26 protein-coding genes are annotated in these 25074 nt (G+C 67.9%); 10 read left to right on the plus strand and 16 right to left on the minus strand.

Annotated features, from left to right (window positions below; translation table 11 throughout):
- Positions 1–425 precede the first annotated feature (425 nt).
- The 3 genes from J5J86_RS21555 to J5J86_RS21565 all read left to right on the plus strand — a co-directional run bounded on the left by J5J86_RS21555 (position 426) and on the right by J5J86_RS21565 (position 3471).
- Positions 426–995, plus strand: coding sequence for a L,D-transpeptidase (locus tag J5J86_RS21555; RefSeq protein ID WP_209105493.1), 570 nt, complete (start codon positions 426–428; stop codon positions 993–995).
- Between the two features lie 213 nt (positions 996–1208).
- On the plus strand, positions 1209–2222 hold the full coding sequence (locus tag J5J86_RS21560; RefSeq protein ID WP_209101981.1) for an amino acid ABC transporter substrate-binding protein: 1014 nt from the start codon (positions 1209–1211) through the stop codon (positions 2220–2222).
- 268 nt (positions 2223–2490) lie between these two features.
- Positions 2491–3471, plus strand: a complete 981-nt coding sequence (locus J5J86_RS21565) for an MBL fold metallo-hydrolase (RefSeq protein ID WP_209101983.1) — start codon at positions 2491–2493, stop codon at positions 3469–3471.
- A gap of 7 nt (positions 3472–3478) precedes the next feature.
- On the opposite strand, the gene J5J86_RS21570 is transcribed toward J5J86_RS21565, so the two are convergent.
- Positions 3479–5503, minus strand: a complete 2025-nt coding sequence (locus J5J86_RS21570) for an autotransporter family protein (protein WP_209101985.1) — start codon at positions 5501–5503, stop codon at positions 3479–3481.
- Between the two features lie 68 nt (positions 5504–5571).
- Complete coding sequence (gene cutA / locus J5J86_RS21575; RefSeq protein WP_209101987.1) at positions 5572–5901, minus strand: divalent-cation tolerance protein CutA; 330 nt, start codon at positions 5899–5901, stop codon at positions 5572–5574.
- Between the two features lie 150 nt (positions 5902–6051).
- On the opposite strand from cutA, the gene J5J86_RS21580 reads away from it, so the two are divergent.
- From J5J86_RS21580 to J5J86_RS21590, 3 genes are read left to right on the plus strand one after another with little or no spacing between them, the layout of a single operon-like run.
- Positions 6052–6834: an NAD kinase gene (locus J5J86_RS21580; RefSeq protein ID WP_209101988.1), complete on the plus strand. Its 783-nt coding sequence runs from the start codon at positions 6052–6054 to the stop codon at positions 6832–6834.
- Between the two features lie 26 nt (positions 6835–6860).
- A complete protein-coding gene (locus J5J86_RS21585) occupies positions 6861–8279 on the plus strand; it encodes an MBOAT family O-acyltransferase (RefSeq protein ID WP_209101991.1) in 1419 nt (472 codons plus the stop codon).
- Positions 8280–8282: 3 nt separating this feature from the next.
- The gene (locus tag J5J86_RS21590; RefSeq protein WP_209101993.1) at positions 8283–9377 is read left to right on the plus strand and encodes an alginate O-acetyltransferase AlgX-related protein; all 1095 of its coding nucleotides are present in this window, start codon (positions 8283–8285) and stop codon (positions 9375–9377) included.
- Between the two features lie 10 nt (positions 9378–9387).
- Here J5J86_RS21590 and J5J86_RS21595 read toward each other — a convergent pair whose 3' ends face one another.
- Together J5J86_RS21595 and J5J86_RS21600 are read right to left on the minus strand one after the other, a co-directional pair.
- Positions 9388–10371: a rhamnan synthesis F family protein gene (locus tag J5J86_RS21595; protein WP_209101995.1), complete on the minus strand. Its 984-nt coding sequence runs from the start codon at positions 10369–10371 to the stop codon at positions 9388–9390.
- Positions 10372–10388: 17 nt separating this feature from the next.
- A complete protein-coding gene (locus J5J86_RS21600) occupies positions 10389–10952 on the minus strand; it encodes a nitroreductase family protein (protein WP_209101997.1) in 564 nt (187 codons plus the stop codon).
- 139 nt (positions 10953–11091) lie between these two features.
- Between J5J86_RS21600 and J5J86_RS21605 the strand changes: the two genes are divergently transcribed.
- The 4 genes from J5J86_RS21605 (at position 11092) to J5J86_RS21620 (ending at position 13606) form a co-directional block, all read left to right on the plus strand.
- The gene (locus J5J86_RS21605) at positions 11092–12114 is read left to right on the plus strand and encodes a hypothetical protein (RefSeq protein ID WP_209101999.1); all 1023 of its coding nucleotides are present in this window, start codon (positions 11092–11094) and stop codon (positions 12112–12114) included.
- Positions 12115–12216: 102 nt separating this feature from the next.
- On the plus strand, positions 12217–12690 hold the full coding sequence (locus tag J5J86_RS21610) for a DMT family transporter (RefSeq protein ID WP_209102000.1): 474 nt from the start codon (positions 12217–12219) through the stop codon (positions 12688–12690).
- 32 nt (positions 12691–12722) lie between these two features.
- Positions 12723–12992, plus strand: coding sequence for a hypothetical protein (locus J5J86_RS21615; RefSeq protein WP_209102001.1), 270 nt, complete (start codon positions 12723–12725; stop codon positions 12990–12992).
- Between the two features lie 110 nt (positions 12993–13102).
- Positions 13103–13606, plus strand: coding sequence for a hypothetical protein (locus J5J86_RS21620; RefSeq protein ID WP_209102002.1), 504 nt, complete (start codon positions 13103–13105; stop codon positions 13604–13606).
- Between the two features lie 13 nt (positions 13607–13619).
- Here J5J86_RS21620 and J5J86_RS21625 read toward each other — a convergent pair whose 3' ends face one another.
- The 12 genes from J5J86_RS21625 to J5J86_RS21680 form a co-directional block, all read right to left on the minus strand.
- Positions 13620–14180 carry a hypothetical protein gene (locus J5J86_RS21625; RefSeq protein WP_209102004.1) on the minus strand — a complete coding sequence of 187 codons (561 nt, stop codon included), beginning with the start codon at positions 14178–14180 and terminating at the stop codon, positions 13620–13622.
- Between the two features lie 26 nt (positions 14181–14206).
- Entirely contained in the window at positions 14207–15889 is a 1683-nt protein-coding gene (locus J5J86_RS21630; protein ID WP_209102006.1) for a cache domain-containing protein, read from the minus strand.
- Positions 15890–15994: 105 nt separating this feature from the next.
- Entirely contained in the window at positions 15995–16984 is a 990-nt protein-coding gene (locus tag J5J86_RS21635) for an amidohydrolase family protein (RefSeq protein WP_209102014.1), read from the minus strand.
- 98 nt (positions 16985–17082) lie between these two features.
- Positions 17083–18516 carry an amidase gene (locus J5J86_RS21640; protein ID WP_209102015.1) on the minus strand — a complete coding sequence of 478 codons (1434 nt, stop codon included), beginning with the start codon at positions 18514–18516 and terminating at the stop codon, positions 17083–17085.
- Positions 18513–18755: a hypothetical protein gene (locus J5J86_RS21645; RefSeq protein WP_209102017.1), complete on the minus strand. Its 243-nt coding sequence runs from the start codon at positions 18753–18755 to the stop codon at positions 18513–18515. Before J5J86_RS21645 ends, J5J86_RS21640 begins: the two co-directional genes overlap by 4 nt.
- Positions 18756–18764: 9 nt before the next feature.
- The gene (locus J5J86_RS21650) at positions 18765–19469 is read right to left on the minus strand and encodes an ABC transporter ATP-binding protein (RefSeq protein ID WP_209102019.1); all 705 of its coding nucleotides are present in this window, start codon (positions 19467–19469) and stop codon (positions 18765–18767) included.
- Positions 19462–20217 carry an ABC transporter ATP-binding protein gene (locus J5J86_RS21655; RefSeq protein WP_209102021.1) on the minus strand — a complete coding sequence of 252 codons (756 nt, stop codon included), beginning with the start codon at positions 20215–20217 and terminating at the stop codon, positions 19462–19464. The genes J5J86_RS21650 and J5J86_RS21655 overlap by 8 nt, the downstream gene beginning before the upstream one ends.
- 136 nt (positions 20218–20353) lie before the next feature.
- Positions 20354–21607 (minus strand): ABC transporter substrate-binding protein, encoded by a 1254-nt coding sequence (locus tag J5J86_RS21660; RefSeq protein WP_209105494.1) that lies wholly within the window; start codon positions 21605–21607, stop codon positions 20354–20356.
- Positions 21608–21646: 39 nt separating this feature from the next.
- Positions 21647–22597 (minus strand): branched-chain amino acid ABC transporter permease, encoded by a 951-nt coding sequence (locus tag J5J86_RS21665; RefSeq protein ID WP_209102023.1) that lies wholly within the window; start codon positions 22595–22597, stop codon positions 21647–21649.
- On the minus strand, positions 22594–23454 hold the full coding sequence (locus J5J86_RS21670) for a branched-chain amino acid ABC transporter permease (protein ID WP_209102025.1): 861 nt from the start codon (positions 23452–23454) through the stop codon (positions 22594–22596). The genes J5J86_RS21665 and J5J86_RS21670 overlap by 4 nt, the downstream gene beginning before the upstream one ends.
- Positions 23454–24347 (minus strand): polysaccharide deacetylase family protein, encoded by an 894-nt coding sequence (locus J5J86_RS21675; protein ID WP_209102027.1) that lies wholly within the window; start codon positions 24345–24347, stop codon positions 23454–23456. Before J5J86_RS21675 ends, J5J86_RS21670 begins: the two co-directional genes overlap by 1 nt.
- Positions 24348–24350: 3 nt before the next feature.
- A complete protein-coding gene (locus tag J5J86_RS21680; protein ID WP_446698695.1) occupies positions 24351–25070 on the minus strand; it encodes a fumarylacetoacetate hydrolase family protein in 720 nt (239 codons plus the stop codon).
- Positions 25071–25074 lie beyond the last annotated feature (4 nt).

Consider the following 25074-nt stretch of genomic DNA (forward strand, 5'->3'; position numbering starts at 1 on the left):
GTGCGCTGCCCCACCATGCCTTCCCCCACGCCTTACGGGAATTCGTTACCGCAAGCCCGCCGTCGGCACACATGAAATCTCGTTCATGACATTTGAAGCTGACTTGAGCCTTGCCGCAAGGGGGAGGCCCCAGCGCGTCAGCGGGTCACTTTTCGCCCTTTTCCTTAAGGCAAGGCTCGGCTAAGCGAGGAATGGGGTGCGCCGTCGGGAGGCGGCGCGCAGAAGAGGTACCGGCCGGCACGGGTCTCCGGCGGTGGCGTGCCATGGCGACGTTACAGCGCCGTGCTTCGTTAACCGTCTTGAGCCAGACTGCAGCCGGCGCCACTTTGGGGGCGCAAAGCAAAGAGGCCGGCACGATGCCCGTTACCTTCAAGACCCTGGCGCTGACCGCTCTGCTTCAGGTCGGTGCCCTCGCTTTCGGGACAATGGCGATGGCTCAGTCCACGCCCGTCCCTCCCGGTGCCATCCAGGGCCGCACCATGGATATTGGCGACCAGCCCGGCGTCGTGGCGCCGGCCGATGACGAGGTGGAGATCGACCCCGTCTATCGCCGCCAGCCGGTCTATTTCCGTACAACGGAGCCGGCGGGGACCATCATCATCTCCACCAATGACCGCTTCCTCTATCTGGTGGAAGGCAACAACCGTGCGCTGCGCTACGGCATCGGTGTCGGCCGTGACGGCTTCACCTGGCAGGGCCTCGTGACCGTGGTGCGCAAGGCCGAGTGGCCGGACTGGACCCCGCCCGCGGAGATGATCCAGCGCCAGCCCTATCTGCCGCGCTTCATGGCTGGCGGGCCGGGCAACCCCATGGGCGCCCGCGCGCTCTATCTGGGCGGCACGGTCTACCGCATCCACGGCACCAACCAGCCCCAGACCATCGGCTATGCGGTGTCGTCCGGCTGCTTCCGGCTGGTCAACAGCGAGATCATCGACCTTTACAGCCGCGTCCCCGTGGGCACGAAGGTGATCGTGCGCCAGGCCGTCTCGCTCTGAGCTTTCCCCGCCGCTCCCGCACAAGCGGGCGCGGCCCATGCCCGGCGCGGGCGTCTCGCCCTCGCCTCCCCGGCGACGGGGGACGTGCGGGGCCGCTCGCGCCGTCTCCGGCGCAAGAGCGCGCCGCGCCATAGCGTCCCCGCCTGATCGCCCTCGCGTTTCCCACGTTCGCGTATCCCCTATCCCCTTCTCCCGTTCCAAGAGGCGGTTTTCATGAAGACCCTCCTGACCCTGCTGGCCGGAGCGGCCGTGGTGCTCGGCGCGCAAGCCGCCGACGCCCAGACCCTCAAGGCGGTCAAGGATCGCGGCGAGCTGGTCTGCGGCGTGAGCCGCGGCCTGACCGGCTTCTCCAGTCCCGATGCCTCCGGCAAGTGGACCGGCTTCGACGTGGACTTCTGCCGCGCGGTGGCGGCGGCGGTGCTGAACGACCCCAACAAGGTCAAATATGTGCCGCTGAGCGCCGACGAGCGCTTCACCGCCCTCCAGTCCGGCGCGGTGGACCTGCTGTCGCGCAACTCCACCTGGACGCTGGAGCGCGAAGGCAAGCTGAACCTCCTGTTCGGCGCCATCACCTATTATGACGGCCAGGGCTTCATGGTTCCGGCCTCGCGCAACATCAATTCGGCCCTGGAGCTGGACGGCTCGAAGGTGTGCGTGCAGAGCGGCACCACCGCCGCCGGCTACACGGAAGACTACTTCAAGACCAACAACATGAAGCTGGAGCTGGTCACCGTCCCCAATTCGGACGAGATGGTGAAGGCCTATGAGGACGGCCGCTGCAACACGCTGTCCACCGACGTGTCGCAATTGTTCGCGCTGCGCCTCGTGACCAAGAAGCCCGCCGGCCACATCGTCCTTCCCGACGTCATCTCCAAGGAGCCGCTGGGCCCCGTGGTGCGCCAGGGCGATGACCAGTGGTTCAACGTGGTCAAGTGGACCCACTTCGCGATGCTGGACGCCGAGGAACTGGGCGTGAATTCCGGCAATATCGACGAGGCGCTCAAGTCCCAGAAGCCGGATGTGCGCCGCCTTGTGGGCAATGACGGCAATTATGGCGAGCAGATCGGCCTGACCAAGGACTTCGTGGTGCGCATCGTCAATGCGGTGGGCAATTATGGCCAGGTGTTCGAGCGCAATGTGGGTGGCGATTCCAAGCTCGGAATTCCCCGCGGCCTGAACCAGCTCTGGAGCGCCGGCGGCATCCAGTACGCCCCGCCGGTGCGCTGAACCCGCACCTTTCGGGGCGCCCAGCCGCCCCCTTTTGCGGCCTCTCCCGCCGCCACCTTGCCGCTCGCTCAAACGTGAGCGGCAACATTCCCCAACGATATCGACCGCGCCCGATCCTCCATTCTAGTCTCCCCCGCCTCTGATGGCGCGCATCCCTGGACCAAGGTTGGCGCGCGCCTTCTCAGTCTTGGAACAGACGCGGACCAGCAGCGCCTCTTGGATCGCTCCCGCGATCCCGCTGCGTGGATCGCGCTTCAGGGAGACGACCATGACCCTCCTGTCCCGCCGCTCCGTACTGGCCGCCGCCGCGGCCGGCGCCGCCGGCCTCACCACTGGCGCCTTATCTGCCTTTTCCGCCTTCGCCGCCGCCCCCCAGGCCAGCACCCAGTGGCCGAGCGCCTATCGCTACAAGGTGGGCGACATCGAGGTGACGGCCATCAGCGACGGCGCCCGCACCATGCCCCTGTCGGACACGTTCGTGCGCAACGAGCCGCGCGACAAGGTGAACGAGGCGCTGCGCGCCGCCTATCTGCCGGAAAACCAGGTCACCATTCCCTTCACGGTGCTGCTGGTGAATACGGGCTCCAAGCTCTATCTCATCGACAGCGGCAACGGCCCGGCCCAGGGCACGGTGGGGCTACTCGGCGGCACGCTCACCGCGCTGGGCATCGACCCCAAGTCCATCGACGCGGTGGTGATCTCCCATTTCCATGGCGACCACATCAATGGCCTCCTGAACGCCCAGGGCACCCCCACCTATCCCAACGCCCAGGTGCTGGTTCCGGAAGCCGAATGGGCCTTCTGGATGGATGACGGCCAGATGGGCCGCGCGCCGGACGGCCTCAAGGGCGCGTTCCAGAATGTGCGCCGGGTCTTCACCCCGTTCGCCGGCAAGGTGGACAAATATGGCTGGGACAAGGAGGTCATGCCGGGCCTGACCAGCGTCGGCACCCCCGGCCACACGCCGGGCCACACCTCGTTCCAGCTCGCCTCGGGCAATGGGCGGCTGTTCGTGCAGTCGGACGTGACCAACATCCCCGCTCTGTTCCTGCGCAATCCCACCTGGCAGGTCATGTTCGACATGGACGGCGCCAAGGCGCAGGAGACCCGCCGCAAGGTCTATGACATGGTCTCGGCCGAGCGGATGCTGGTGGCCGGCTATCATTTCCCCTTCCCCGCCGCCCTCTATGTGGAGAAGGACGGCGCCCGCTTCGATTCCGTGCCCGCCGCCTGGAGCCCTGTGCTCTGAGAAGCCCCTAAAGTTTGAGCTTGAGGCTGAGCGAGCCCGTCTGGTTGACGAAGCCGGACGGGCTCGCCTGCAGGTCGTAATTCAGGCCGAGATCGAGCCCCCCCATGCCCGTTCCCAAAAGGCGCGTTCCCAAAAGGCCGATGCCGCCCGAGAACAGCCAGGGTGAGAGATCCGCCCCATAAGTGGTGAAGCTCGGCCCCCCGCCGAGGAAAGACGCGCTCACCTGCGTCTGCGTATCCAGCATGTTGTAGCCGACCCCCGCATAGCCAGTGAGGCGCAATGGCTCGGAGAGGCGATAATCCGCGCGCAGACCCGCCGTGACCATCAGTTCCTGGTAGGTCTGCGCTGCCACCGAGAGGCTGAGTGCCCCGGCGCCGCTTTCCACATAGGCCGGCGAATGGACGGTGGCATAGTCGAGCCGCACCGTGGGCGTCAGGCGCAGGCCCGGCGAAACCTGGATGTCCTGCCGCAGCCCTGCGCCTGCATGGAAAGTGGTGCCCGTATAATCCGCGCTGGCCGTGCCCGGCGCGAGGCCCACATAGCGGCTCTCGGAGCTGTCGTTGAAGGCGCCGTCGAGGGTGAGGTCCAAGGACAAGCCGGGCGCGAGGCGGGTGCTGCCATAAAGGCCCAGCGCATAGCTGGACACATCGAGGGAACTGGGCGCGCCCACCGCATTCCCCGTGAGGCCAGCATAAGAATAGGCAAACCAGCCGCCCAGCGTCACCTGGTCGTTCAGGGCGCCATCCACCCCGGCCACGAAGCCCCCGCCCGAGGCCGTGTAACCGGAATAGCCCGCCTGGGTGGCCTGACTGGCGAGCGCCCCGAAGGGCTGCGCCCAGCCGGCCTTGCCGGAGGGCACGTCCGTCCGCATGGCGATCCGATTGGCGACGATCTGCTGGAGCGGGCGCTGGGTGTCGTAGGTGGCGCGGGAGGCATTGCCGGCGAGCGCCGGCAAGGTCTGGCCCAGAGCCGTCGCCAAGGCCTGCCCCTCCAGGGCGTTGAGGATGGAGATGGCGGGAGCCAGAGGGCCCACGAGCCCGTCCGCCGTGCCCGCCACCCGATAGAGCGCCAAAGCTGCGCCGGTTGCCGCAGGATTCAGCACCGCGGCCGTGGTCACATAGGGCTGGACCAAGGTGACGAGGGCCGCCTGGCCCGTATAGGTGCCGCTGGAATCATAGACGCCAAGCTGCATCTGGGCGGAGAGCGAATCGCCTTCGATCTCGCCATAGAGGTTGGTGATCACCGGGTTCGAGGTTGGCACGGTGGACAGCAGCACCTTGCCCTGCGGGGTCATGGAGCCGATGAAGGTGAAGGTGCCGCCGCCGGGCGCCACGCCCTTTCCCCAAAAATAGCCGCCCGAATAATGGGTGATGACGATGTTCGCCGCTGCCGTGGTCCCGAGCAGGCTCGGGCTCACCAGGCGCCAAGGCGTGCCCTGGGTCCACGCCCACTGGGGCGAGGCGACAGCCGGCACCACCTGCGCCGCCGGCGGTGTGAAGCTGGCGGGATCATAGGGCGTCATATAGGCCCAGTGGGTCACCATCATGGTGTCCCCGGTGATCATCTGCATTTCCATGGTGGTCACGCCGCCCTCCTGCTGCATGACCCCGAGGCCCACCGTGGTGAGGCCCGCGCCGTTATTGAACAGCATGGTGATCTGGCCGGAATCGGTGACCGTTCCCTGGATGGTCATGGAAGACGGCGTCACGAACGGCCCGACGGCAAGCGTGGCGGAGCTGCTGCCCGTGAAAACGCCATTGGTAGAGGTGCCCAGCGCCCAAAGCGTCTGGTCCCCCACCGCGAACGGGTTGGCGAACGAGGTGCCGGACGTGCCATAGGCCAGCATGTTGGGGACAGGCACATACCAGTAGCTGTTGGAGATGATGGCATCCCACTGCGACTGCGCCCGCGCCGCAGACGTGCCCGCGCCAAGGATGAGAAGCGCGCCCAATGCGGCTTTCGAAAGTCGCCGGCGCCCCGCGCCCGCCTGCCTCGCCTTGCGCGCCCGCCACGCCTTGTCCCGCTGCGTCATCCCTTCCCCACCTCTTTTCTGGCTCGACCTGCCGCTAGGACACCTCAGGAGGGGGCCGGCGGCAACCTCTAATCTTTTGCCGCATCTACCGTTTGCGCCCGCACCCAACCGGCGAAGGGCGCATCCGCCGCCTCCACGTCAAGCGAAAGGATGGCCGGCACCTCGTAGGGATGGAGCGCACGCAAGGCGTCCATCAGTGGCGCCAGCTGGCCGGCGCGGGTCTTCAGGAGGAGCACCACCTCCTCGGCCCGTTCCAACGCGCCCTCCCATTCATAGAAGGAGATCAGCCCCGGCAGGATGTTGCCGCACGCGGCGAGGCGCTGCGCCACCAGGTGCCGGGCAGCCGCCTCGGCCGTGGCGACGGAAGGGAAGGTGGAATAGACGATCTTCAGGTCCATCGGCGCCCCCCTGCCTCCCCCTCGCACGCCGGCCGGCGGCGGGGAAGAATGGCTTGGGCGCGGCGCCTCGACAAGGCTCGCGCGGCCCGCTACGAAGACGGGGCGTCTGTACGGGGCGCACCGAAAGGACCTGCGGGCGCGACCGTCCTGATGAACACCCCCCTGTCGCATGTCTCCAAGATCGCCTTCGTGGCCGCCCGCACACCGGAAGCCGAGTCCGCACGCGAGCGCCTGATCGCCCGCTATGGCTGCGTGCCGCTGGACCAGGCGCACGTGATCGTGGCGCTGGGAGGCGACGGGCTGATGCTCCAGACCCTGCATGGCGCCCGCGATCGGGGCATTCCCATCTATGGCATGCATCGCGGCTCGGTGGGCTTCCTGCTCAACACCTACCAGGAGGATAACCTGCGGGAGCGCCTCGCGGCGGCCCAGCATGTGGTGATCCATCCCCTGATCATGGAGGCGGTGGACCAGGCGGGCATCCGCCACAAGGCCCCGGCCATCAATGAGGTGGCCCTGTTCCGCCAGACCTACCAGGCCTCCAAGCTGCGCATTTCCATCGACGGGCGGGTGCGGCTGGAAGAATTGATCTGCGACGGCGTGATCGTGGCCACCCCCGCCGGGTCCACCGCCTACAACCTGTCCGCCCACGGCCCCATCCTGCCGCTGGGCACGGCGCTCCTGGCGCTCACCCCCATCTCGCCCTTCCGCCCGCGCCGGTGGCGCGGCGCGCTGATCCCGGACAAGGCCCGCATCGACATCGCGGTGCTGGAGGCGGACAAGCGCCCCGTGAGCGCGGTGGCCGATCATTTCGAGGTGCGCAACGTGGTGGCCGTCACCGCACGGCTCGACACCCGCTCGCGCATTGACATGCTGTTCGATCCCGATCACGGGCTGGAAGAGCGCATCCTGCGCGAGCAGTTCGTCTTCTAGACGACGCCGCGCCCGGTCCCTGCCCCATGGTCTTCTCGTCCGTCACCTTCCTCTATTATTTCCTGCCCGCCTTCCTGGTCTGCTATTTCGCGGTTCCGGGCCTGAGGGCGCGCAATTTCATCCTGCTGGTCTTCTCTCTCGTCTTCTATTCCTGGGGCGGGATTGCCAACCTTCTGGTGCTCGCCGTCTCCATGGTGGGCAACTACCTGTTCGCTTTGCTCATCGGGGCGCGGCCGCCGCTGCGGCGCCTACCCTTGCTGGCGGTGGCGGTGGCGCTCAATCTCGCTGGCCTCGTCTTCTTCAAATATGCCGGCTTCCTGGCGGAGAACATCAACGTTCTCTTGGAGCCCACGGGGCTCGCGCTGCCGGTGATCCATACGGAGCTGCCCCTCGGCATCTCCTTCTTCACCTTCCACGCCATTTCCTACCTGGTCGACATCTATCGCGGAAAAGCCTGGGCCAACAATCGGTTCGAGGAGATTGCGGTCTACATCACCATGTTCCCGCAATTGGTGGCCGGCCCAATCGTGCGCTACTCCACCATCGCCCATTTCATCGGCGACCGGCGCACCACGCCCGGGCGGGTGGCGGCGGGCTTGCGCATCTTCGTCATCGGCCTGTCCTGGAAGGTGCTGATCGCCGACGAGGTGGCCCCGCTGGCCGCCATCGCCTTCGACCAGACCACCAATCCCAATTTCGTCACCGCCTGGCTCGGGGTTGCGGCTTACGCGCTGCAGATCTATTTCGATTTCGGCGGCTATTCCAACATGGCCATCGGCCTCGCGCTCGCCATGGGCCTGCGCTTCCCGCGCAATTTCAACCTGCCCTATGGCGCGCGCTCCATCACGGACTTCTGGCGCAAGTGGCACATGAGCCTGTCCAGCTGGTTCCGCGACTATGTCTATATTCCGCTGGGCGGAAACCGGCGCGGCCACCTGCACACCGCCCTCAATCTATGGACCGTCTTCCTCCTGTGCGGCCTGTGGCACGGGGCGAGCTGGACCTTCGTGATCTGGGGCGCCCATCACGGCGCCTTCCTGGTGCTGGAGCGCACCCCTTTCGGCCGTGCCCTGAAGCAGGCACCGCGCATCCTCGCCCATGCCTATGTGCTGCTGGTGGCGCTCACCGGCTGGGTCTGGTTCCGCGCCTTGTCCCTGCCCCATGCCCTGGACATGTTCGCTGGCCTTGCCGGTCTGAATGGCTGGGGCGGGCTCGATGCCGCCATGCGCGGGGCGCTCCAGCCGACGACCCTCGTCATCTTCATCCTGGCCTGGCCGCTCTCCATGTGGGGCCTGCCGATGATGAAGGGCGGCCCGCTCTCGCCGCGCGCGCGGGTGGCGGTCTATGGGCTGGTGGACACGCTCGTCATCTTCGCCCTGTTCGCCTTGTCGTTCATCACGGTGGGGGCAGCCAATTACAGCCCCTTCCTGTATTTCCGGTTCTGAGCCATGCCCCTGCTCCTCGCCTATCGACGCTGGTGGCTGGCGCTGTTCGCGGCGATCCTCGCTTTGCCGACCCTCGGCCTGTTCCTGCCGGACCTGCCCGGCCCCGTGCGGCCGGTGACCAAGGTGGAGGAGAAGTGGTGGATCCGCGCCACTCAAGGGCTTGACCCTTTCATCAACGCCCATTTCGGCTTTCGCGGCGTGGTGATGGCCGCCAATGCCTCCTATGCACGCGCCACCCATTCCACGCGCTCCCGCCCGGTTCTCGTGGGGGATGGCGGGCAGCTTTACTATACCGGCGATCAAACCTTGGAGCAGTCGCTGGGTCTGCTGGTGCGGGCCAAGCCCATCGCCGACCTCATCGACGTTGTCACGCGGCTTGATGAGCGTCTGAAGGCCAAGGGCATCAAGCTGGTGGTGGCGGTGCCGCCCAATGGCGCCACCATGCTGCCCGGCCGCCTGCCGGCCTGGGCGAAGGCGCAGATGCGCCATCCCACCGAGCTCGATATCGTGTCCGAGCGCCTGCCCCAGAAAGGCGTGACCTATGTGGACCTGCGCCCCATCCTGGAGGCTGCGCGCACTGCGGGCGGGCAGATCTATCGCCGCACCGACACCCACTGGACGCGGCTCGGCGCGGTGCTCACCTTCAATGCGGTGATGGAAGCAGCCGGACGGCCCGACCTCGCCATCCCCCTGGACGAAGCCAATGGCCCCCTTGTCCCCGTGGCGACGGGGGATCTCTCCCGCATCCTGGGCGAATCCGATCCCACCGGCGACCGGGATTATGACGAGCGACTGAACACGCCGCCCGGCCTGACGCCGCTCAAGGGGCTGGTGCCGGAACGGCCGGACACTGATCCCTTCCAGCCCTATGCCTATGCCACCGGCCATTCCGGGCCGTCCATCCTGGTGATCGGCGACAGCTTCACCCAGAATTTCTGGCCGCGCCTGCTGGCCGCCCGCACCAGCCGCTTCGGCTGGATGCATCATTCCTCATGCAAGTTCGAGGCGGATGCCATCGACCGCTTCAAGCCCGACATCGTGCTCTATATGCCCACCGAGCGCTCCTTGCCCTGCAAGGGCCAGCCCTCGGGCATGTGAGCAGACCCGCCTATGTCAGTTCCAGCAGCCCCGCCGCCCCATCCGGACGGGCGCCCAGATGGAAGGCGATCTCCGGTACATCGAAGCCAGCGCCGGCCAGGACCTCGCGCCAACCGGCAAGGTCCGCGCCATAGGGATTGTCGCGCAGCAGTTCCACCTTCACGAAAGGGAAGCCGGCTGCGATGAGGTCGCGCCAGCCCAGCTGAAGCTGGTTGCGGTGCGCACCCTCGTCCTTGAACAGGATGTCCACCGTCAGCCCCGCCCCTTCCAGCACGGCGCGCTGGCCCACCTCATAGTCCTTGATGATCTCGTTCTTGTCGCCGCGCGAGGCGATGGCCGACCAGAAGCCCCGCACCGCCGGCGCGGCCAGGGCAGAGGCGCGCAGGACGAAGAAATAACTCTGGAAATGGGGCTGGATTTCCAGGCTCTCGGTCAAAGCGAAGGCGTCGGCGGTGCCGGACCGGATGCGGGCGACGATGCCGTCCAGGGCGCCGGTCGCGTGATAGACGCTGTCGTTGGCGAACCACAGTTCCGGCGCCTCCAGCAGTTCCGGCATGTAGCGCAAGGTGGCCGCCCAGGCGGCAAAGTCGTAGCCGTGATTCTCCCGCACCACGAGCGCATCCGCCACCTCCGGCCCGGGATCGCGGCATTGCAAATCGGGCCGGTCAGTGACCGCGATGAGCACCACCTTCAGCCCCAGGCGCCGCAGATCGGCGCAATAACGCAGCGTGTGGTGCCAGATGCGACCGTCCGGCGCGAAGGCGACGAACAGGCAGGTGGGCCCCGGCGACTGCGCGAGGGAAGGCAGGCGCACCGCGCGGAAGCCCACATCCAAGAGGTCCCGGTCGGGCCGCGCCAATGCGGTGGGGGGCGCCGACAGGAGGCGCAGCGCCTTGCGGATGCGGCGAATGGGGTTTTCCCCCCGCGCCACGCCCAACGCGGCCAGCAGCAATTGCTTGGCGATCTCGCCCCGCGGCCGGTCGGCAGCAGCCATGGCTTCCTCCCCGCCGCTCAGAAGCGCGTGACGATCTCCGCAAGGGCCGGGCGCGGGCGATCCTCCAGCTTCTGGGTGGCCGTGCCCACATAGAGGAAGCCGGCAATGCGCTCGAACGGCTCAAGGCCCAGAGCCGCGCGGGCCTTGGGCTCGTAGCTCGGCCACTCCGTCACCCAATTGACGCCATAGCCCAGCGCGGTCGCCGCGATCACCATGTTCTGCGCCGAGGCCGCGGCGGAGAGCACCTGCTCCCATTCGGGAATCTTCACATGGGGCGCCGCCCGCGACACCACCGCGATCACCAGCGGTGCGCGCAGGAAGCGGCCGCGCTCTTCCTCCTGTCGGCGCGGGGCGGCAGCCGGATCGGTCTGCGCGAGCACCTGCGCCAAGGCCTCTCCCGCCCGCTCCCGCCCTTCGCCCTCGAAGAGGATGAAGCGCCAGGGGGCGAGCTTGCCATGGTCGGGCACGCGGGCGCCGATGGTCAGGATCGTCTCCAGTTCCTGCGCGGACGGACCCGGCTCGGCCAGATCGAGGATCCGGGTGGAACGGCGGGCCAGCAGCAGGGCAATGGTATCGGTCATGACGGCAACCTTCGCGAACAATGCCGGCCTCCTCTACCACGCCCGTCCGACGGGCCAAAGACGACTGTGGCAAGCCTCCCCCAGCGGCACCCGCGGGTTCGACTTGAATCCGTCACGGTTTCGGGGCACGTCACCTCCCATGCTTCGTCTCGACCATGCCGTGCGCGCCGCGCGCCGGGGCCTGACCGCGATCGCCTGCCTCATGGCCACCCTGGCGCCGGGCGCGGCGGCGGCGCAGATCATGCCTTTCCTGGGCCCGCCCGCGGGCATTCCCGCCGAGCGCTTCAATCCCGCGCCCCCGCCCCCGGTGGCGCCCGGCGGCAGTTTCGGGCTCCCCCCGGCCCGCACCACCCAGGGCCAGCGCAACGAACCCCACGCCACCCTGCCCCAGCCCCCCGCCGGCAAGGTGGCGCTCGGCGCCTTCGCCCGCTTCGGCGCGGACGGGCCACCCATTCCGCGCGGCGTGCAATGGCGGGTCTTCGCCGACACGCCGGAAGCCTCCGGCGCCTTCCCGCTGGTGGCGGAGAGTTCAGACCCCTATCCGGTCTTCTTCCTCGATCCCGGCGGCTACATCTTCCACGTGAGCTATGGGCTAGCGGTGAGCGCGCAACGCGTGCAGGTGGGCTCGGTCTCGCGGCGCGAGGCGTTCAACCTGCCCGCCGGAGGCCTGCGCCTCCAGGCTGATGTGGACGACAAGCCCATTCCCGGACAGAAGGTGGCCTTCGACATTTATGAGGGCTCGTTCCTTCAGGGGCGCGCCTCCAGCCAGCCTTATTATCGCGGCGCCAATGCCGGCGAGGTGGTGCTGCTGCCGGAGGGCACCTATCACGTGGTCTCCACCTATGGGGACGCCAATGCGGTGGTGCGGGCGGACGTGACCGTCCAGGCCGGCAAGCTGACCGATGCCACCGTCCATCACCGGGCTGCCCAGGTGACCTTGAAGCTGGTGTCGCAGAAGGGCGGCGATGCCTTGCCCGACACGCAATGGACCGTGACCACGCCCGGCGGCGACACCATCAAGGAATCCATCGGTGCCTTCCCGGTCTTCGTCCTGACGGAGGGCGACTATGTGGCCTTCGCCCGCAAGGACGGGCGAACCATCAGCCGCGAGTTCAAGGTGGAAGCCGGCAAGGACCAGGAAGTGGAAGTCATCACGCGCTGACCCGTCGCACCCGGGCGCGTTCGGGGAGCACACGCAAAGGATGCGCGGGCGCGGATCGGTGCTAGGAAGGGCGATCGCAGCGTTCCCACCGCAAGACCCGTCATGACTTTCCTTTATCCGGCCCTGGCCTTCGCCATCGGCGCGTGCATCGCCATCCAGGCGCCCGTGAACAACCAGCTCGCCCTCTCCCTGGGCGGCGGGCCGCTGATGGCGGCGCTGGTCTCGTTCCTGGTGGGATCGGCCTTTCTGCTCGCCATCGCGCTGTTCGGCGGCGGCCTGCCGGCGGCGGTGGCGGCGCTGCCGCGCCAGCCGCTCTGGAAGCTGTCCGGTGGCCTTCTGGGGGCGGCCTATCTGCTGGGATCGGTGTTCCTTGTGCCGCGCATCGGGCTTGCCGGCCTGCTGGCACTGGTGATTGCCGGCCAGATCGCCTGTTCGCTCACGATCGATCATTTCGGCCTGCTGGGCCTGCTGGAGCGCAAGATCACGCTGGCCCGCGCCATCGGCGCGGGCTTGGTGATGGGAGGCGTGCTCGTGATGCTTTACGGTGACCGCCTGATTTCCACCCTGCGCGGCTGACGCCGCCCCCCTTCACCCCACCGGAGCCTGCCATGGCCGACGACATCCTCGCCTCCATCCTCACCGGCCTTAGGGTCAACTTCCTGCATCCAGAAGGCCTGCCGAGCGCGCTCATCCTCGACGTGAGCACCGACGAGGGCGACCAGCGTTTTGTGCTGCCTTGTGATCCCGACCTCAGCCCCGAGGATGTGGAAGCCATCGGCGACGATCTCATGGCCTGCCTCGACCGCCTCATCGCCGCTTCGGATGAGGAGGACGAGGAGGAGGAGGAGACCGACAGCGAGGATCGGGGCGAGGACTGATCGCCCGTCGCAACGGCGGCCCGCCGGGCCGCCGCTTCGACCGATCCAGGGTACGGGCACAAAAGGGCAGGCTCGGGCGTTGCAATCATGACCAACGACCGGAGATCGCCATGCCCGCTCGCGCCGTGATCCGCCCTCTCGCCTCTGGCCTTGCCTGCGCCCTTCTTCTCGGGGGGCCGGTGGCGGCCCTGCCGGCGCATGCAGCGTCCAGCCCTCAGACGGCCCAGACCACCACCGCCCCCGTCCCGCTGCCGCCCGCCGCGCCTGCCGCCCCAGGCGCGGCGCCCAAATCCAGCACCCCCACCGTCAAGACCGAGCCGCCGGTGCCGGCCGGCCCAGCGGCCGGGGTGAAGGAGACGGACCTGGCGCTGGCCTGCAAGGACCGGGCGCTCACCATTCTGAAGCAGCGCTCCCCCTCCATCGAGGACATCTTCATCGACATGGACGGCCTGACCATCGCCGAGGCCGACCTTGCCGTGGGCAACACCAAGATCCGCAATGTGCTGATGGGTGAGGCCTATATCCAGCGCGACCGCAGCGACAAGGTGCACCGCTTCCTCTGCCTGACAGGCGAGGGCGACACGGTGCTGCTGACCTTCCTGACCGAGCGCTGAGGGCGCCTGAGCCTCACTGGCGGGCGATGCAGCGCTCCGGCCCGCTGGCGCTGCGCGCGAGGCCCGGCAGGCGTACCGTCACCTGACGGGCGAGCGCCGGCGCCAGGCCATTGGCGGTGATGCTGGCGAAATCCTTGCAATTGCTTGCGTCCGCAGTACCGCCCACTTCCCAGAACGTGACGGATTGGGGCGTGATGGTCAGGGGCTGGTCGTCGTCATAGTCGCTGGTGAGAAGGGTGCGTCGGGTGGCGAGGTCATAAAGACGCACTTGCCGATCGGGGCCCGTGCCCGCGTCCAGCACCAGCACGGCGCCAGCCAGCCCCTTCACATAGAAGGCATCATCGGCCCCGCCCACCCTGAAGCCGCCTGCCGTCTTCAGGGTGCAGGTGGCGGAGGGGCCGGAATGGACGACGATGTCGGAGCCGACCGACTGCGTCCGCTCCCGATAGGCCACCTTGAACCCCGCCCCTTCCAGGCATTTCGGGCGGTTGGCAGCCTCTGCCGGGCCCATGAAAGCGGCAGCGAGCAGCACAGCCAGGAGGCTGCCTGCACGGTGTGCGTGGTCGTGACTCATCCGGATTTCGTCCCTGCCCTGCGGCCTCACGTCTTGCTGGGATCGCGCCGGACCAAAGCGGCAGGCAGCCACAGCACCGCCACAACCGTCTGCGGGTCGGGGGTGCGCACCTGCAGCGCGCCGTCGCTGGCCTCGGCGAAATTCTCAACCAGCCGCAGGCGGGTCTCGCTGCGCATGCTGGCATCCCGCACGGTGCCATCCTCCCCGGTGAGGCGGAATTCCACCCGCACATAATCCCCGAGCGGCACGGGCGCCTCGGTGCCGGCGCGCACCTGGCGGCGGTCGGGGCTCGCCACGAGCCGCGAGCCGGAGGGTCCCATTTCCCTGAGGCCGAGCACAAGGTCCACGAGGGCGACGTCCAGGCGCTCGGGGTCCACGAACACGTCCAGCAGCGGCTCGCTGGGTGGAAGGGAGACAAACAGGCGCGGCCAGACAGCCCCGAGCAGCAGCTTGCGCAGATCCTCCAGCGCCACCGCCATGTTCACGATGCGCGCTTGCCCGCCGCGGCTGCGCAGGGCAGAGACGAGCCGCTGCGCCACTTCCACGCCGTGGGACGCGCCCTCCAGCGTATCGCCGAGGTCCGGCCCCGGCCCCTCGGTGGCATGGCGGCGGCTCACCGCCAGCGCGTTCAGCACCAGGGACAGAATGGTGTCGAGACCCCGCAGCCCCACGCTCGGCAGGCGCTCGGCCGCCACCAGGCTTTCGGCGGGCCCGGCTTCGGCGGCCTGCCAGGCGAACTCCTCCTCCAGGTCCCGACGGCGGCGCCCCGCAAGGCTGAAGGCGGTCACGACGGCGAGGCTGCTCCCCAGGGCGGCAAGTCCGTAGCCGGTCGTGCGGCGATACCATTCGTCCAGGACGTCGGCCTCGCTGACGGCATAGAGCATAGCGAGGCCCGCATGGGGCAAGGTGCGGAAGGCGGCCATACCGCGCGAGCGGTCGGGAAAGACATAGTCGGACAGGATGCCCGAGTCATGGTTCCGCAGCATGGCGGCAAGACCGGGGACAGGCACCGGGCTCTCCCCGGCGGTGCGCCCATCGGGCGAACGGAAGATGGCGGTGCCGTCCGGCCGCACCAGGGCGGCCGTGACATTGGTGCCGGACATGGCGGCATTGCGATACAGGGTATGAAAATATTCGGGGAAAATGGTCACCGCCAGCACACCGGCAAAGGCGCCGCCGCGGGACACGGGCCGGCTCGCAGCGAACGAGACCGAGCGGGTGAACGGCCCGCGATAGGGCAGCGAGAAATGCAGCCCCTCCTGCCCCGCCTTCCCTGCGGTGTAATATTCCCGCGTGCGGGCATCATAGGGCGGAATGGGGAAGGACCGGCTGGACGACGCCACATAGCCGTCGGCATCCACCAGGAAGACCGAATCCATATAGGGAAAGCGTCGCTGCATGTCGGCCAGCAGCTTGTGCGTGCCCTTGTCGTCGCGCAGCTCACTCACCGGGCGCTCGGCAATGGCGCAGTCGATCTGCTCCAGGGCCAGTTCAATGGAGGAGAAGACGGCGTCCGCCTGCTCGGCCATGACATAGGCGCCCGCCAGCACCTCGGCGCGCGCGGCGCGCATTTCCCGGGAATAGTCCCACCAGGCGGTGAGGCCGAACAGCACAAGAGGCAGAGCGGCGCACGCTCCCAGAGCGATCGGTCGCCAGCGATCCGCGCGCGCCTCCTCGCGCCTGCCGTTCTGCATCGATCCGGAGCTCATCACCCGTCTCACCCCGCGGAGACGGCCGCAGAATAGGCGACCGTGTCCCGCAACGCCACCGCTCATGCCCGGCAGCGCGAGACGCGCACGCAGCCGTGAGCGGTCTCAGCCTTCTCCCAGCAGCGCCAGGGCATTGGCGGCGCCGATCCTGTCGCGTTCCGCCGCCGAGAGGCCCGGCACCGCATCCAGGCTGGCCAGCGGAGTCTCGTCGCCCATGTCGAAGGGGGCATCGGTGCCGAGGCACACATGGTCGGCGCCCACCACGTCGATCAGGTGGCGCAGCGCCTGGGCATCGAACAGCACGGTGTCGAAATAGAGGGTCTTCAGCAGCGCCTTGGGCGAGGTGGTGGTCTTCACCTTCGGCTCGGCTCGCACCTTCTGGCCATGCTCCAGCCGCCCGATCTGGTAGGGCGCATAGCCCCCGCCATGGGCGGCGAGGATCTTCAGGCCCGCCAGCTCGTCCAGCGCGCCGGAGAAGATGAGGTGGGAGATGGCGAGCGTGGTGTCGAACGGATTGCCTGCCAGATTGGTGAGGTAATAATCCTCCAGCCCCGCCTTCGAGCCCACATAATAGGGATGGATGAAGACCAGCACGTCCAATTCCCGCGCCCGGCGCAGGAAGGGTCGGAAGCGGGGATCGGCCAGTTGCACCCCCTCGATGGTGGTGCCGATCTCCACCGCCTTGAAGCCCAGCTCGTTCACCGCCCGCTCCAGCTCGGCCACCGCCAATTCTGGATGCTGCATGGGCACGGAGGCCATGCCCCGCAGCCGGTCGGGGGCGGCGGCGACGAACTCGGCAATGCCGTCATTCACGAGGCGCGCGGCTTTCGCGGCGAGCTCGGCGGGCGCCCAGTAATAGAACATGGGCGGGGCGGTGGAGACCACCGAGAGGTCGAGCCCCTTGCGGTCCATGGCGGCGAGCTTGGCGGCGGGGTCCAGGAACTCGTCGAACAGGGGATAGACATAGCCCTGGTCGTGCACCATGCGGCGATGCCCCTCGGCGCCCTCGATGCGGGCGGCAAACCCCTTTCCGTCGGCGGCGATGGCCTCGACGATGGTGCGGGGGATGGCGTGGCTGTGCAGGTCGACGCGCATGGGGACGTCCTCTTCTTGCGCGGCGCCGGGGGTCGGCGCGCGGGACAGGGGGATGGGGATGTCGCGGCGAAGGCCCTAAGGGCGCTTCGCCGACCGGCTCAGGCGACCCCGCAGCCGGGCGGGACGCGGGTGTGGAAGTCGGTCACCCGCTGGTAGGCATCCGCCGCCCGCAGCAGGAGCGCCTCCGAGAAGGGACGGCCCACCAATTGGAACGAGGCTGGCAACATGCCCGGAGTGAAGCCACACGGCACCGCCACCGCCGGCAGGCCGAGATAATTCAGGCCCCTTGTGCAATGGGTGACGCGGCCGAGCGCCGCCGCCACCGCTTCCGGTGCGCCTTCGGTGGTCTCGGCAATGGTGGGCACGGGCACGGCGAGGGTCGGAAGAAAGGCCATGTCGGCTTCCCCCATGGCCCCGGCGATCCAGGCGGCGCAGGCGCGCGCCCGCATCATCAGCGCCTCGGCATAGCGGAGCGCGGGATAGGCGAGGCCCGGCAGGATGCGGGCGAGCACCTGGGGGGCGTAATCCTGCGGGCGCGCCTCGATATAAGCGCGATGGAGGGTGGCCGCCTCCACCGACATGAGCACCTGCATGGCGGCGTTCACGTAGGCCATGCCGCCCATGTCCTCGCCGATCCGCGTCTCGATGATCCGCGCGCCCCGGTCCCGCAAGACGGCGACGGCCTCGTCCAGGAGGGCGAGGATTTCGGGCGTGGCGGCCGGGCGGTAATAGTCCTGGGGCACGGCGATGGTCAGGCCGGACAGGTCCCCGCTGAGCCCCGCCTCATAGTCGCGCACGGGCGCGGAGAGGCTGGCGCCGTCGCTGGGGCTGGGACCGGCGATGACCGAGAGCAGCCGGGCGGCATCGCGCGCGCTCCGGGCGAGCGGGCCGATGGTGTCGAGGCTGGGCGAGAGCGGCATGGCGCCGGCCAGCGGCACGAGGCCATGGGTGGGCTTCACCCCCGTGAGGCCGCACATGGCGGAGGGATGGCGGATGGAACCGCCCGTATCGGAACCGAGCGCTGCGGGCACGAGCCGCGCCGCCACGGCCGCACCCGATCCGGAGGACGATCCGCCCGAGCAATGGTCGAGGCTCCACGGGTTGCGCCCGTGGCCGTAATGGATGTTGTAGCCGGTGGGCGAGAGGGCAAACTCCGCAAGGTGCAGCGTGCCGAGATCCACCGCCCCGGCGGCATCCAGGCGCTCCAGCGCCACGGCAGTCTCGTCCGGCACCACGTCCTTGCGGATGATGGAGCCGCCGGAGCAGGGGCGGCCGGCGCGATAGAACAGATCCTTATGGGCCATGGGCACGCCCGCAAGCGGACCCAGGACTTCGCCACGGGCGCGGGCACGGTCCACGACGCGGGCGGCTTCGAGGGCGAAGTCCAGGTCAAGGCGCACCACGGCATTGAAGCGCGGGCCCAGCGTCGCGAGGCGCTCATGGGCCGCCTTGGCCGCCGCCTCGGCACTCACCGCGCCACTGGCCACCGCCTCGGCTACCTCCACCACCCCCAGTTCATGAACCGCGCTCATGCCCGCTCCTCCCCCGCCTCGTCGGCGGGCTCGGCGGCACGGAACTGCGCCTTCAGGGTCTCAAAACTCCAGGGCGCGGCATCAAAGGGCAGATGGGCATCCGCCGTCGCCCGCACCACGCCGTTCATGGCGACCGCCACCGCTCGCAGAGGCGGCAAAAGAGCGGACTCGAAATGCACGCCGTTCCACTCCGCCATCAAGGCACGCATATGGTCGGTGGGCATGTCGTCTGTCGCCATGGCTGCCCCTCAATGCACGCCGAGGAAGCGCGTGAGCGCCTTCGGGTCAGCCGCGACGGTGGCCGCGTCCGCCTCATAGACCATGCGCCCGGTCTCCAGGATGGAGACCCGATCCGCCACCGCCAGCGCGCTATAAAGGTTCTGCTCCACCAAGAGGATGGACAGGCCCGCCTGCTTCAGCTCCGCGATGATGGCCTCCAAATGCTGCACCATCACCGGCGCCAGCCCCTCGGAGGGCTCGTCCATGAGGATGAGTTCAGGATCGATCATCAGCGCGCGGGCCACCGCCAGCATCTGCCGCTCGCCGCCGGAAAGCTGGTTGCCATAATGATGGCGCCGCTCGCCGAGGCGGGGAAACAGCTCGAAGGCTTTCGCCACCGTCCAGCCCTCGCGCACGTTCGCCGCCTTCAGCACGGTGAGGTGCTCGGTGACGGTGAGCGAGGGGAAGAGCCGCCGGCCCTGCGGTACCAAGGCGATGCCGCGCTTGGCGATCTCGTGCGGGGCGACGCCCTTGATGGACTGGCCCTTCCAGATCACCTCGCCCTCGCCCACCCGGGGCGGGGAGAGGTTCATGATGGAGCGGATGAGCGTTGTCTTGCCCATGCCGTTTCGGCCGAGCAAAGCGAGCACTTCGCTCTTGCCCACGCTGAGGCTCGCCCCGTGCAGCACATGGGCGTCGCCGTAATAGGAGTGGATGTCGCGCACCTCAAGCATGGGCGCGCGCCTTGCCCAGATAGACGTCCTGCACGTCCGGATTGTCGCGGATCTCGCCGGGCGGGGCTTCCACCAGCAGCTTGCCGTTATTGAGCACGGTCACGTAGTCCACCAGTTGCAGCACGAGGTCCATGTCATGCTCGATGAGGACGAGGGTCAGTTCGCGCGGGAGCGAGCGGATCACGTCGGCGACGATCACGCGCTCCGCCGGCGAGAGACCCGCCGCCGGCTCGTCCAGCAGCAGGAGCTTGGGCTCGGCGGCCAGCGCCATGGCCATTTCCAGCTGGCGCTGCTCGCCATAGGACATTTCCCGCACCTGGGCCCCGCGCCGCTCCTGGAGGCGGGAGAGCGAGAGCGCGCGATGGGCGCGGGCTTCCTCGTCCGGGGTCAGCGCGCCGCTATCGAACAGGGAGAATTTGCGGGGTGAGAGGCCGCGCAGGGCGAGGCGCATATTCTCCTCCACCGTCAGGCGGGGGAAGAGATTGGTGATCTGGAAGGTGCGGCTCATGCCACGGGCGGCGCGCTTGTGCACGGGCTCGCCGGTGACATTGGCGCCATCGAAGCTGATGGTGCCGGACGCGGCGCGCACCACTCCGGTCATCACATTGAACAAGGTGGTCTTGCCGGCGCCGTTGGGGCCGATGATGGCCCGCCGCTCGCCGGCCTTCACGCGGATGGATACGTCGTCCACCGCTTTCAGCCCGCCGAACCGGACGGTGATATGGTCAAGGTCGAGAAGATGGCTCACGGCCCGAACTGCCTTTCAGTTCCGAAACGGCATCGGAGGGGAGGAAGGCCCCCGCGCCCGTGTCAGGGCTTTCGGGCGCGGGGGCCTCTTCCTGGGCCGGCGTCGGTGGATGCCGTGCCGGCCTGCGGAAGCGCGATCAGGACTTCTTGATGCCCTGGAAGGTCCGCGAATAAGGCGGCTGTTTCATATAGGTCTCGGGGTCATAGGTCCAGAACTGAGACACGTTCGGGTAGGTGGTGACCGGAACGTTCCAGTATTTTCCGTCCTTGGCCTTGGTGACCTTGCGGATATAGACGTCGTAGATGGGGTTGCCGTAGGCGTCGAGCTTGACCGGCTTGCCCAAGGGGGAGCCGGTGAGCGTCGTCTTCATCACGGCGTCGATCAGGACATCCTTGTCCGCTGCATTGCCGTTGATGGTCTTGAGCGCCTCGGACACCCACATGGCACCCGAATACATGGAGAAGCCGTAGAGCGAGGGCAGCTTGCCGTAGCGCTTCACATTCTCCGCCACGAACGCCTGGGTCACCGGTACGTCGGAGCCCTCAGCGAAATGGGCAGCGGAGACGATGCCGTCCACTTCATCGCCCATGGTGCGGATCACCGACTGGTCGGTGAGGTTCATGGCCCCCAGCATGGGGATCTGCCCCTTGAGGCCGAAATTGGCATATTGCTGCATGAGACGGGTGGCATCGGCCCCCGTCTCCATGGCGAACACGCAATCGACACCGAGATTCGCGATCTGGCCGAGATAGGGGCTGAAGTCGGAGGTGTTGAGCGGGTGCCAGAACTGGCCCAGCACCTGCCCGCCGCCTTCGGTGAAGGTCTGGCAGAATCCGCCGCACTGCTCATGCCCGAAGGTGTAGTCCTGGCTGATGGTGGCCACCTTCTTGTAGCCCTGCTTCAGCGCCCAGTCGGCCAGCGGCCGGGGGAACTGGCTGGCGGTGTAGCCGGCCACGCGGATCACATTCTTGATGCGCGCGCGCTGGGTGAGATCATCGGCGGCGATGATCGGGATGAAATAGGGCACGCCATTGCCCTTCACGTAATTGGCCACCGCCAGGCCGGTATTGGCGAGCAGGTTGCCGAACAGGAAGTCCACCTTGGCCTGCTCCACCAGGCGGCGGGCCTTCTGGAGCGCGGTGTCCGGGTTGGAGGCGTCGTCCTCCACCACCACTTCCACCTTGCGGCCGGCCACTTCGCCGCCCACGCTCTCGAAATACATGTTGAACCCATCCACCATCTCGCGCCCGCCGGAGGCGACGACGCCGGTCAGCGGCGCCATGAGGCCGATCTTGATGGGCGCGCCCTGCGCACGCGCCACATAGGGACTGGCCACGACGCCGGTGGCGGCGAGGGCGACGGAGGTCTTCAGAAACGTCCTGCGATCCATAACCCGCTCCTTCTGGTCTGTTGTCGTTGGCGGGCCGGTTCAGTGCCGGCCGCGCGATAGCAAATCCCGGACGCGACCGAGGATGCCCTCGGGCGCGAAAATCATGGTGAGGACGAACATGAGGCCGAGCACGCTCATCCAGCGCTCGGTGTAGAGGCTGGCGAAATTCTCCAGCCCGATCACCACGCCCGCCCCGATGAAGGCACCGAACAGCGTGCCGATGCCGCCCGCCACCGCCATCAGCAGCCCTTCCACCGACTGGGAGAGGGCGACCGTGGAGGGGCTGGCGAACTCGTTGAACAGGGCATAGAGCGCCCCGGCGATGCCGGCGAAGAAGCCCGACACCGTGAAGGCCACGAACAGATGCAGCGAGACATTGTAGCCGAGCGCCCGCATGCGGCTTTCGCTGTCGCGGATGCCCCGCAGCGTGAGCCCGAAGGAGGAGCGCACGAAGCGCCACATGGCGAAGGCCACCACCGCCGCCACCGCGAAGACCACGTAATAGAAATGCACATGGTCGGCGATGGCGCCGGGCCGCAGGCTGCCGCGCAGGCCGTTCTCGCCGCCGGTGACCGCTGTCCAGCGCAGGCACACGCCCCACACGATCATGCCCAGCGCCAGGGTCAGCAGCAGGAAATAGACGCCGGAGGTGCGGATGGCGAGCAGCGCGAACACCGCCGCGACCAAAGTCGCCGCCACCACGCCGGCCGCCATGGCGAGGACCAGGTGCTCGCTCACATTGGTGTGCCAGTAGATGGTCACATAGGTGGCCACCCCGAAAATGGCGCCGTGGCACAGGGGCGTGCGGCCGGTATAGCCGGCCAGGATATCCACCGCCATGGCCAGCACGGCGAAGATGAGGATCTCGGTGAAGATGCTCACCTGATAGGTGGGCGCCACCAGCGGCACCAGCGCGAAGGCGAGCGCGCCGATGAGGACCGCGAGGCCACCGAGCCGGGCGGCGCGGGAGGAAGCAAGGAGGCCCGTCATGCCGCCCTCCCGAACAGGCCGAGGGGACGGAAGGCCAGGATCAGGGCCATGGGTCCGAAGATGACGAAATAGGCGAATTCCGGGAACATGACCTGGCCGATGGAATTGAGCAGGCCCACCATCACCGCACCCACCGCCGCACCCACCAGGCTGCCGCAGCCGCCGATGATGACGACCGCCAGCGAGAAGACGAGGATCTCGGCGTCCGCGCTCGGATAGAGGGTCAGGAAGGCGCCGCCCACCGCGCCGCCGAGGCCGGCAAAGGCGGAGCCCAGCATGAAGGTGAGCAGGAAGATGCGGCGGATGTTGATGCCCATGGCCTCGATCATCTCGCGGTCATCCACGCCCGCCCGGATCAGCGCGCCGAGGCGCGTCTTGTAGAGCAGCAGCCAGAGCAGGATGAACATCACCACCCCGAGGCCGAGCACGAAGAGCCGGTACTTGGGATAGAACAGCCCGTTGATGTTGATGGCCCCGCGTAGGATCGCCGGAGCGGGCATGGTGAAGGTGTCGCCGCCGAACACCACCAGCAGCATGTCGTTGATGATGAAAGCGACACCCAGGGTCAGCAGCACCTGCCGCAACTCGAAGCCGCGCACGAAGCGCAGCAGGCCCTGGTCGAGGACAAAACCCGCCAGCGCCACGCTCGCCATGGCGGCGATGCAGCCGAGGAAGAAGCCGGCCCCCAAGGTGGCCGCCACCGTGTAGCCAATATAGCCGCCGGCCAGGTAAAGCGCCCCGTGCGCCAGGTTCACGATGCGCAGCAGGCCGAAGATCAGCGTGAAGCCCGACGCGACGATGAACAGGAGCGCCGCGAAGGTCAGCCCGTTGAGGATATGGAAGGCCCAGCCGCCCATCACTCGGCGGCCTCGGAGAGCGCGTTCGGGCGCTGCGCCAGATACCAATCGGCGATCTGCTCGCCCGTCATGAAGGCCACGTCTTCGTAGGAGGCGATCTTCTCGACGATCTTGCGGAAATATTTCAGCCGGTGCGGCGCGCCCATGATGTAGGGGTGCACCACGATGGCCATCACGCGGGCCGAATGGCGGGCATCGTGGTGGATCTGGTCGAACTGGTCCGAGGCCCGGTCGAAATATTCCGACGCCTTGTGATGCTGGATCAGCATCATCGCCACGTCGTTGCATTCCTGGGTGTAGGGCACGTTCAGGATCGGCTTGGTGCGGGTCTTCAGCACCACCGGCTCGTCGTCCAGCACCCAGTCGCACACATACGAATAGCCCTCCTCCACCAGGATGTCGGGGGTCTCCCAGGTCTCGGTCAGGCCCGGCCCCAGCCAGCCGCGCGGGCGCTTGCCGACAAAGTCGGTGATGACCTTGGTGGTGCGGGCGATGTCCTCGCGCTCGTTCTCCACCTTCTGCATGTTCTTCTGGCTGAAGCCGTGGCCGATGAATTCCCAGTTGCGGTCCAGGGCGGCCCGGGCGATGGGCTCATAGGCGGCGATGGCCGAGCCGTTGATGGCAAGGGCGGCGGGCACCTCGAACTCGTCGAACACCTCCAGCATGCGCCAGAAGCCGACGCGGTTGCCATATTCGTGCCAGGCCCAGTTGGGGATGTCCGGCATGGGCGCACCGCCCGCCGGCGGGGTCAGCACCGTGCGGGGCATGGTCTCCTTGGGATTCCACTCCTCCACATTGACGATGATCCACACCGCCATGCGCTTGCCGTCAGGCAAGGTCAGGCGGGGGCGCTCGGTGATGGCGGAATAGGCGATGCGCTCGGTGGGAAGCATGGTTCAGGCCCCGGCTTCGGCAATGGTGAGGGTGAGGGCGCCCACGCCCTCGATCTGCCCGACGATGACGTCGCCAGGCTCAACCGGCCCGACGCCCGCGGGCGTGCCGGTCATGATGAGGTCTCCGGGCTCCAGGCGATAGGAGCGCGAGAGGTTGGCGACGATTTCCGGCACGTTCCAGATCATTTCCCCAAGGTCGCCCTTCTGGGTCAGCGTGCCGTTGACGGCGAGCGTGATGGCGCCCCGATCGGGGTGGCCGATGACGCTCGCCGGGTGCACCTCGCCGCAGGGCGCGGAGAGATCGAAGGCCTTTCCGGCCTCCCAGGGCAGGCGCTTGTCGCGGCAGTCCCGCTGGCGGTCGCGGCGAGTCAGGTCGATGCCCACCGCATAGCCGAAGATGTGATCGCGGGCTTCGGCCACCGAGAGGTTCACGCCCCCCTTTCCGATCGCCGCCACCAGCTCGATCTCGTACTGGAAGTCGGTGGTATCCGCCGGATAGGGCACGGTGGCCCCGTCGGGCACGATGGAATCGCGCGGCTTCTGGAAGAAGAAGGGCGGGTCGCGCTCGTCCTCGGCTTCCTTCATCTCGCGGATATGGGCGAGATAGTTACGCCCGACGCAATAGATGCGCCGAACGGGAAAGCGCGTCGCGCGCCCGGCTACGGGGAGGCTGACGACCTCCGGGGCCGGGACGACGAAAGCGGCTTGCGCGATTTCGGACATGTTC

The organism is Aquabacter sp. L1I39 (assembly GCF_017742835.1).
In the GTDB taxonomy this organism is placed as follows: domain Bacteria; phylum Pseudomonadota; class Alphaproteobacteria; order Rhizobiales; family Xanthobacteraceae; genus L1I39.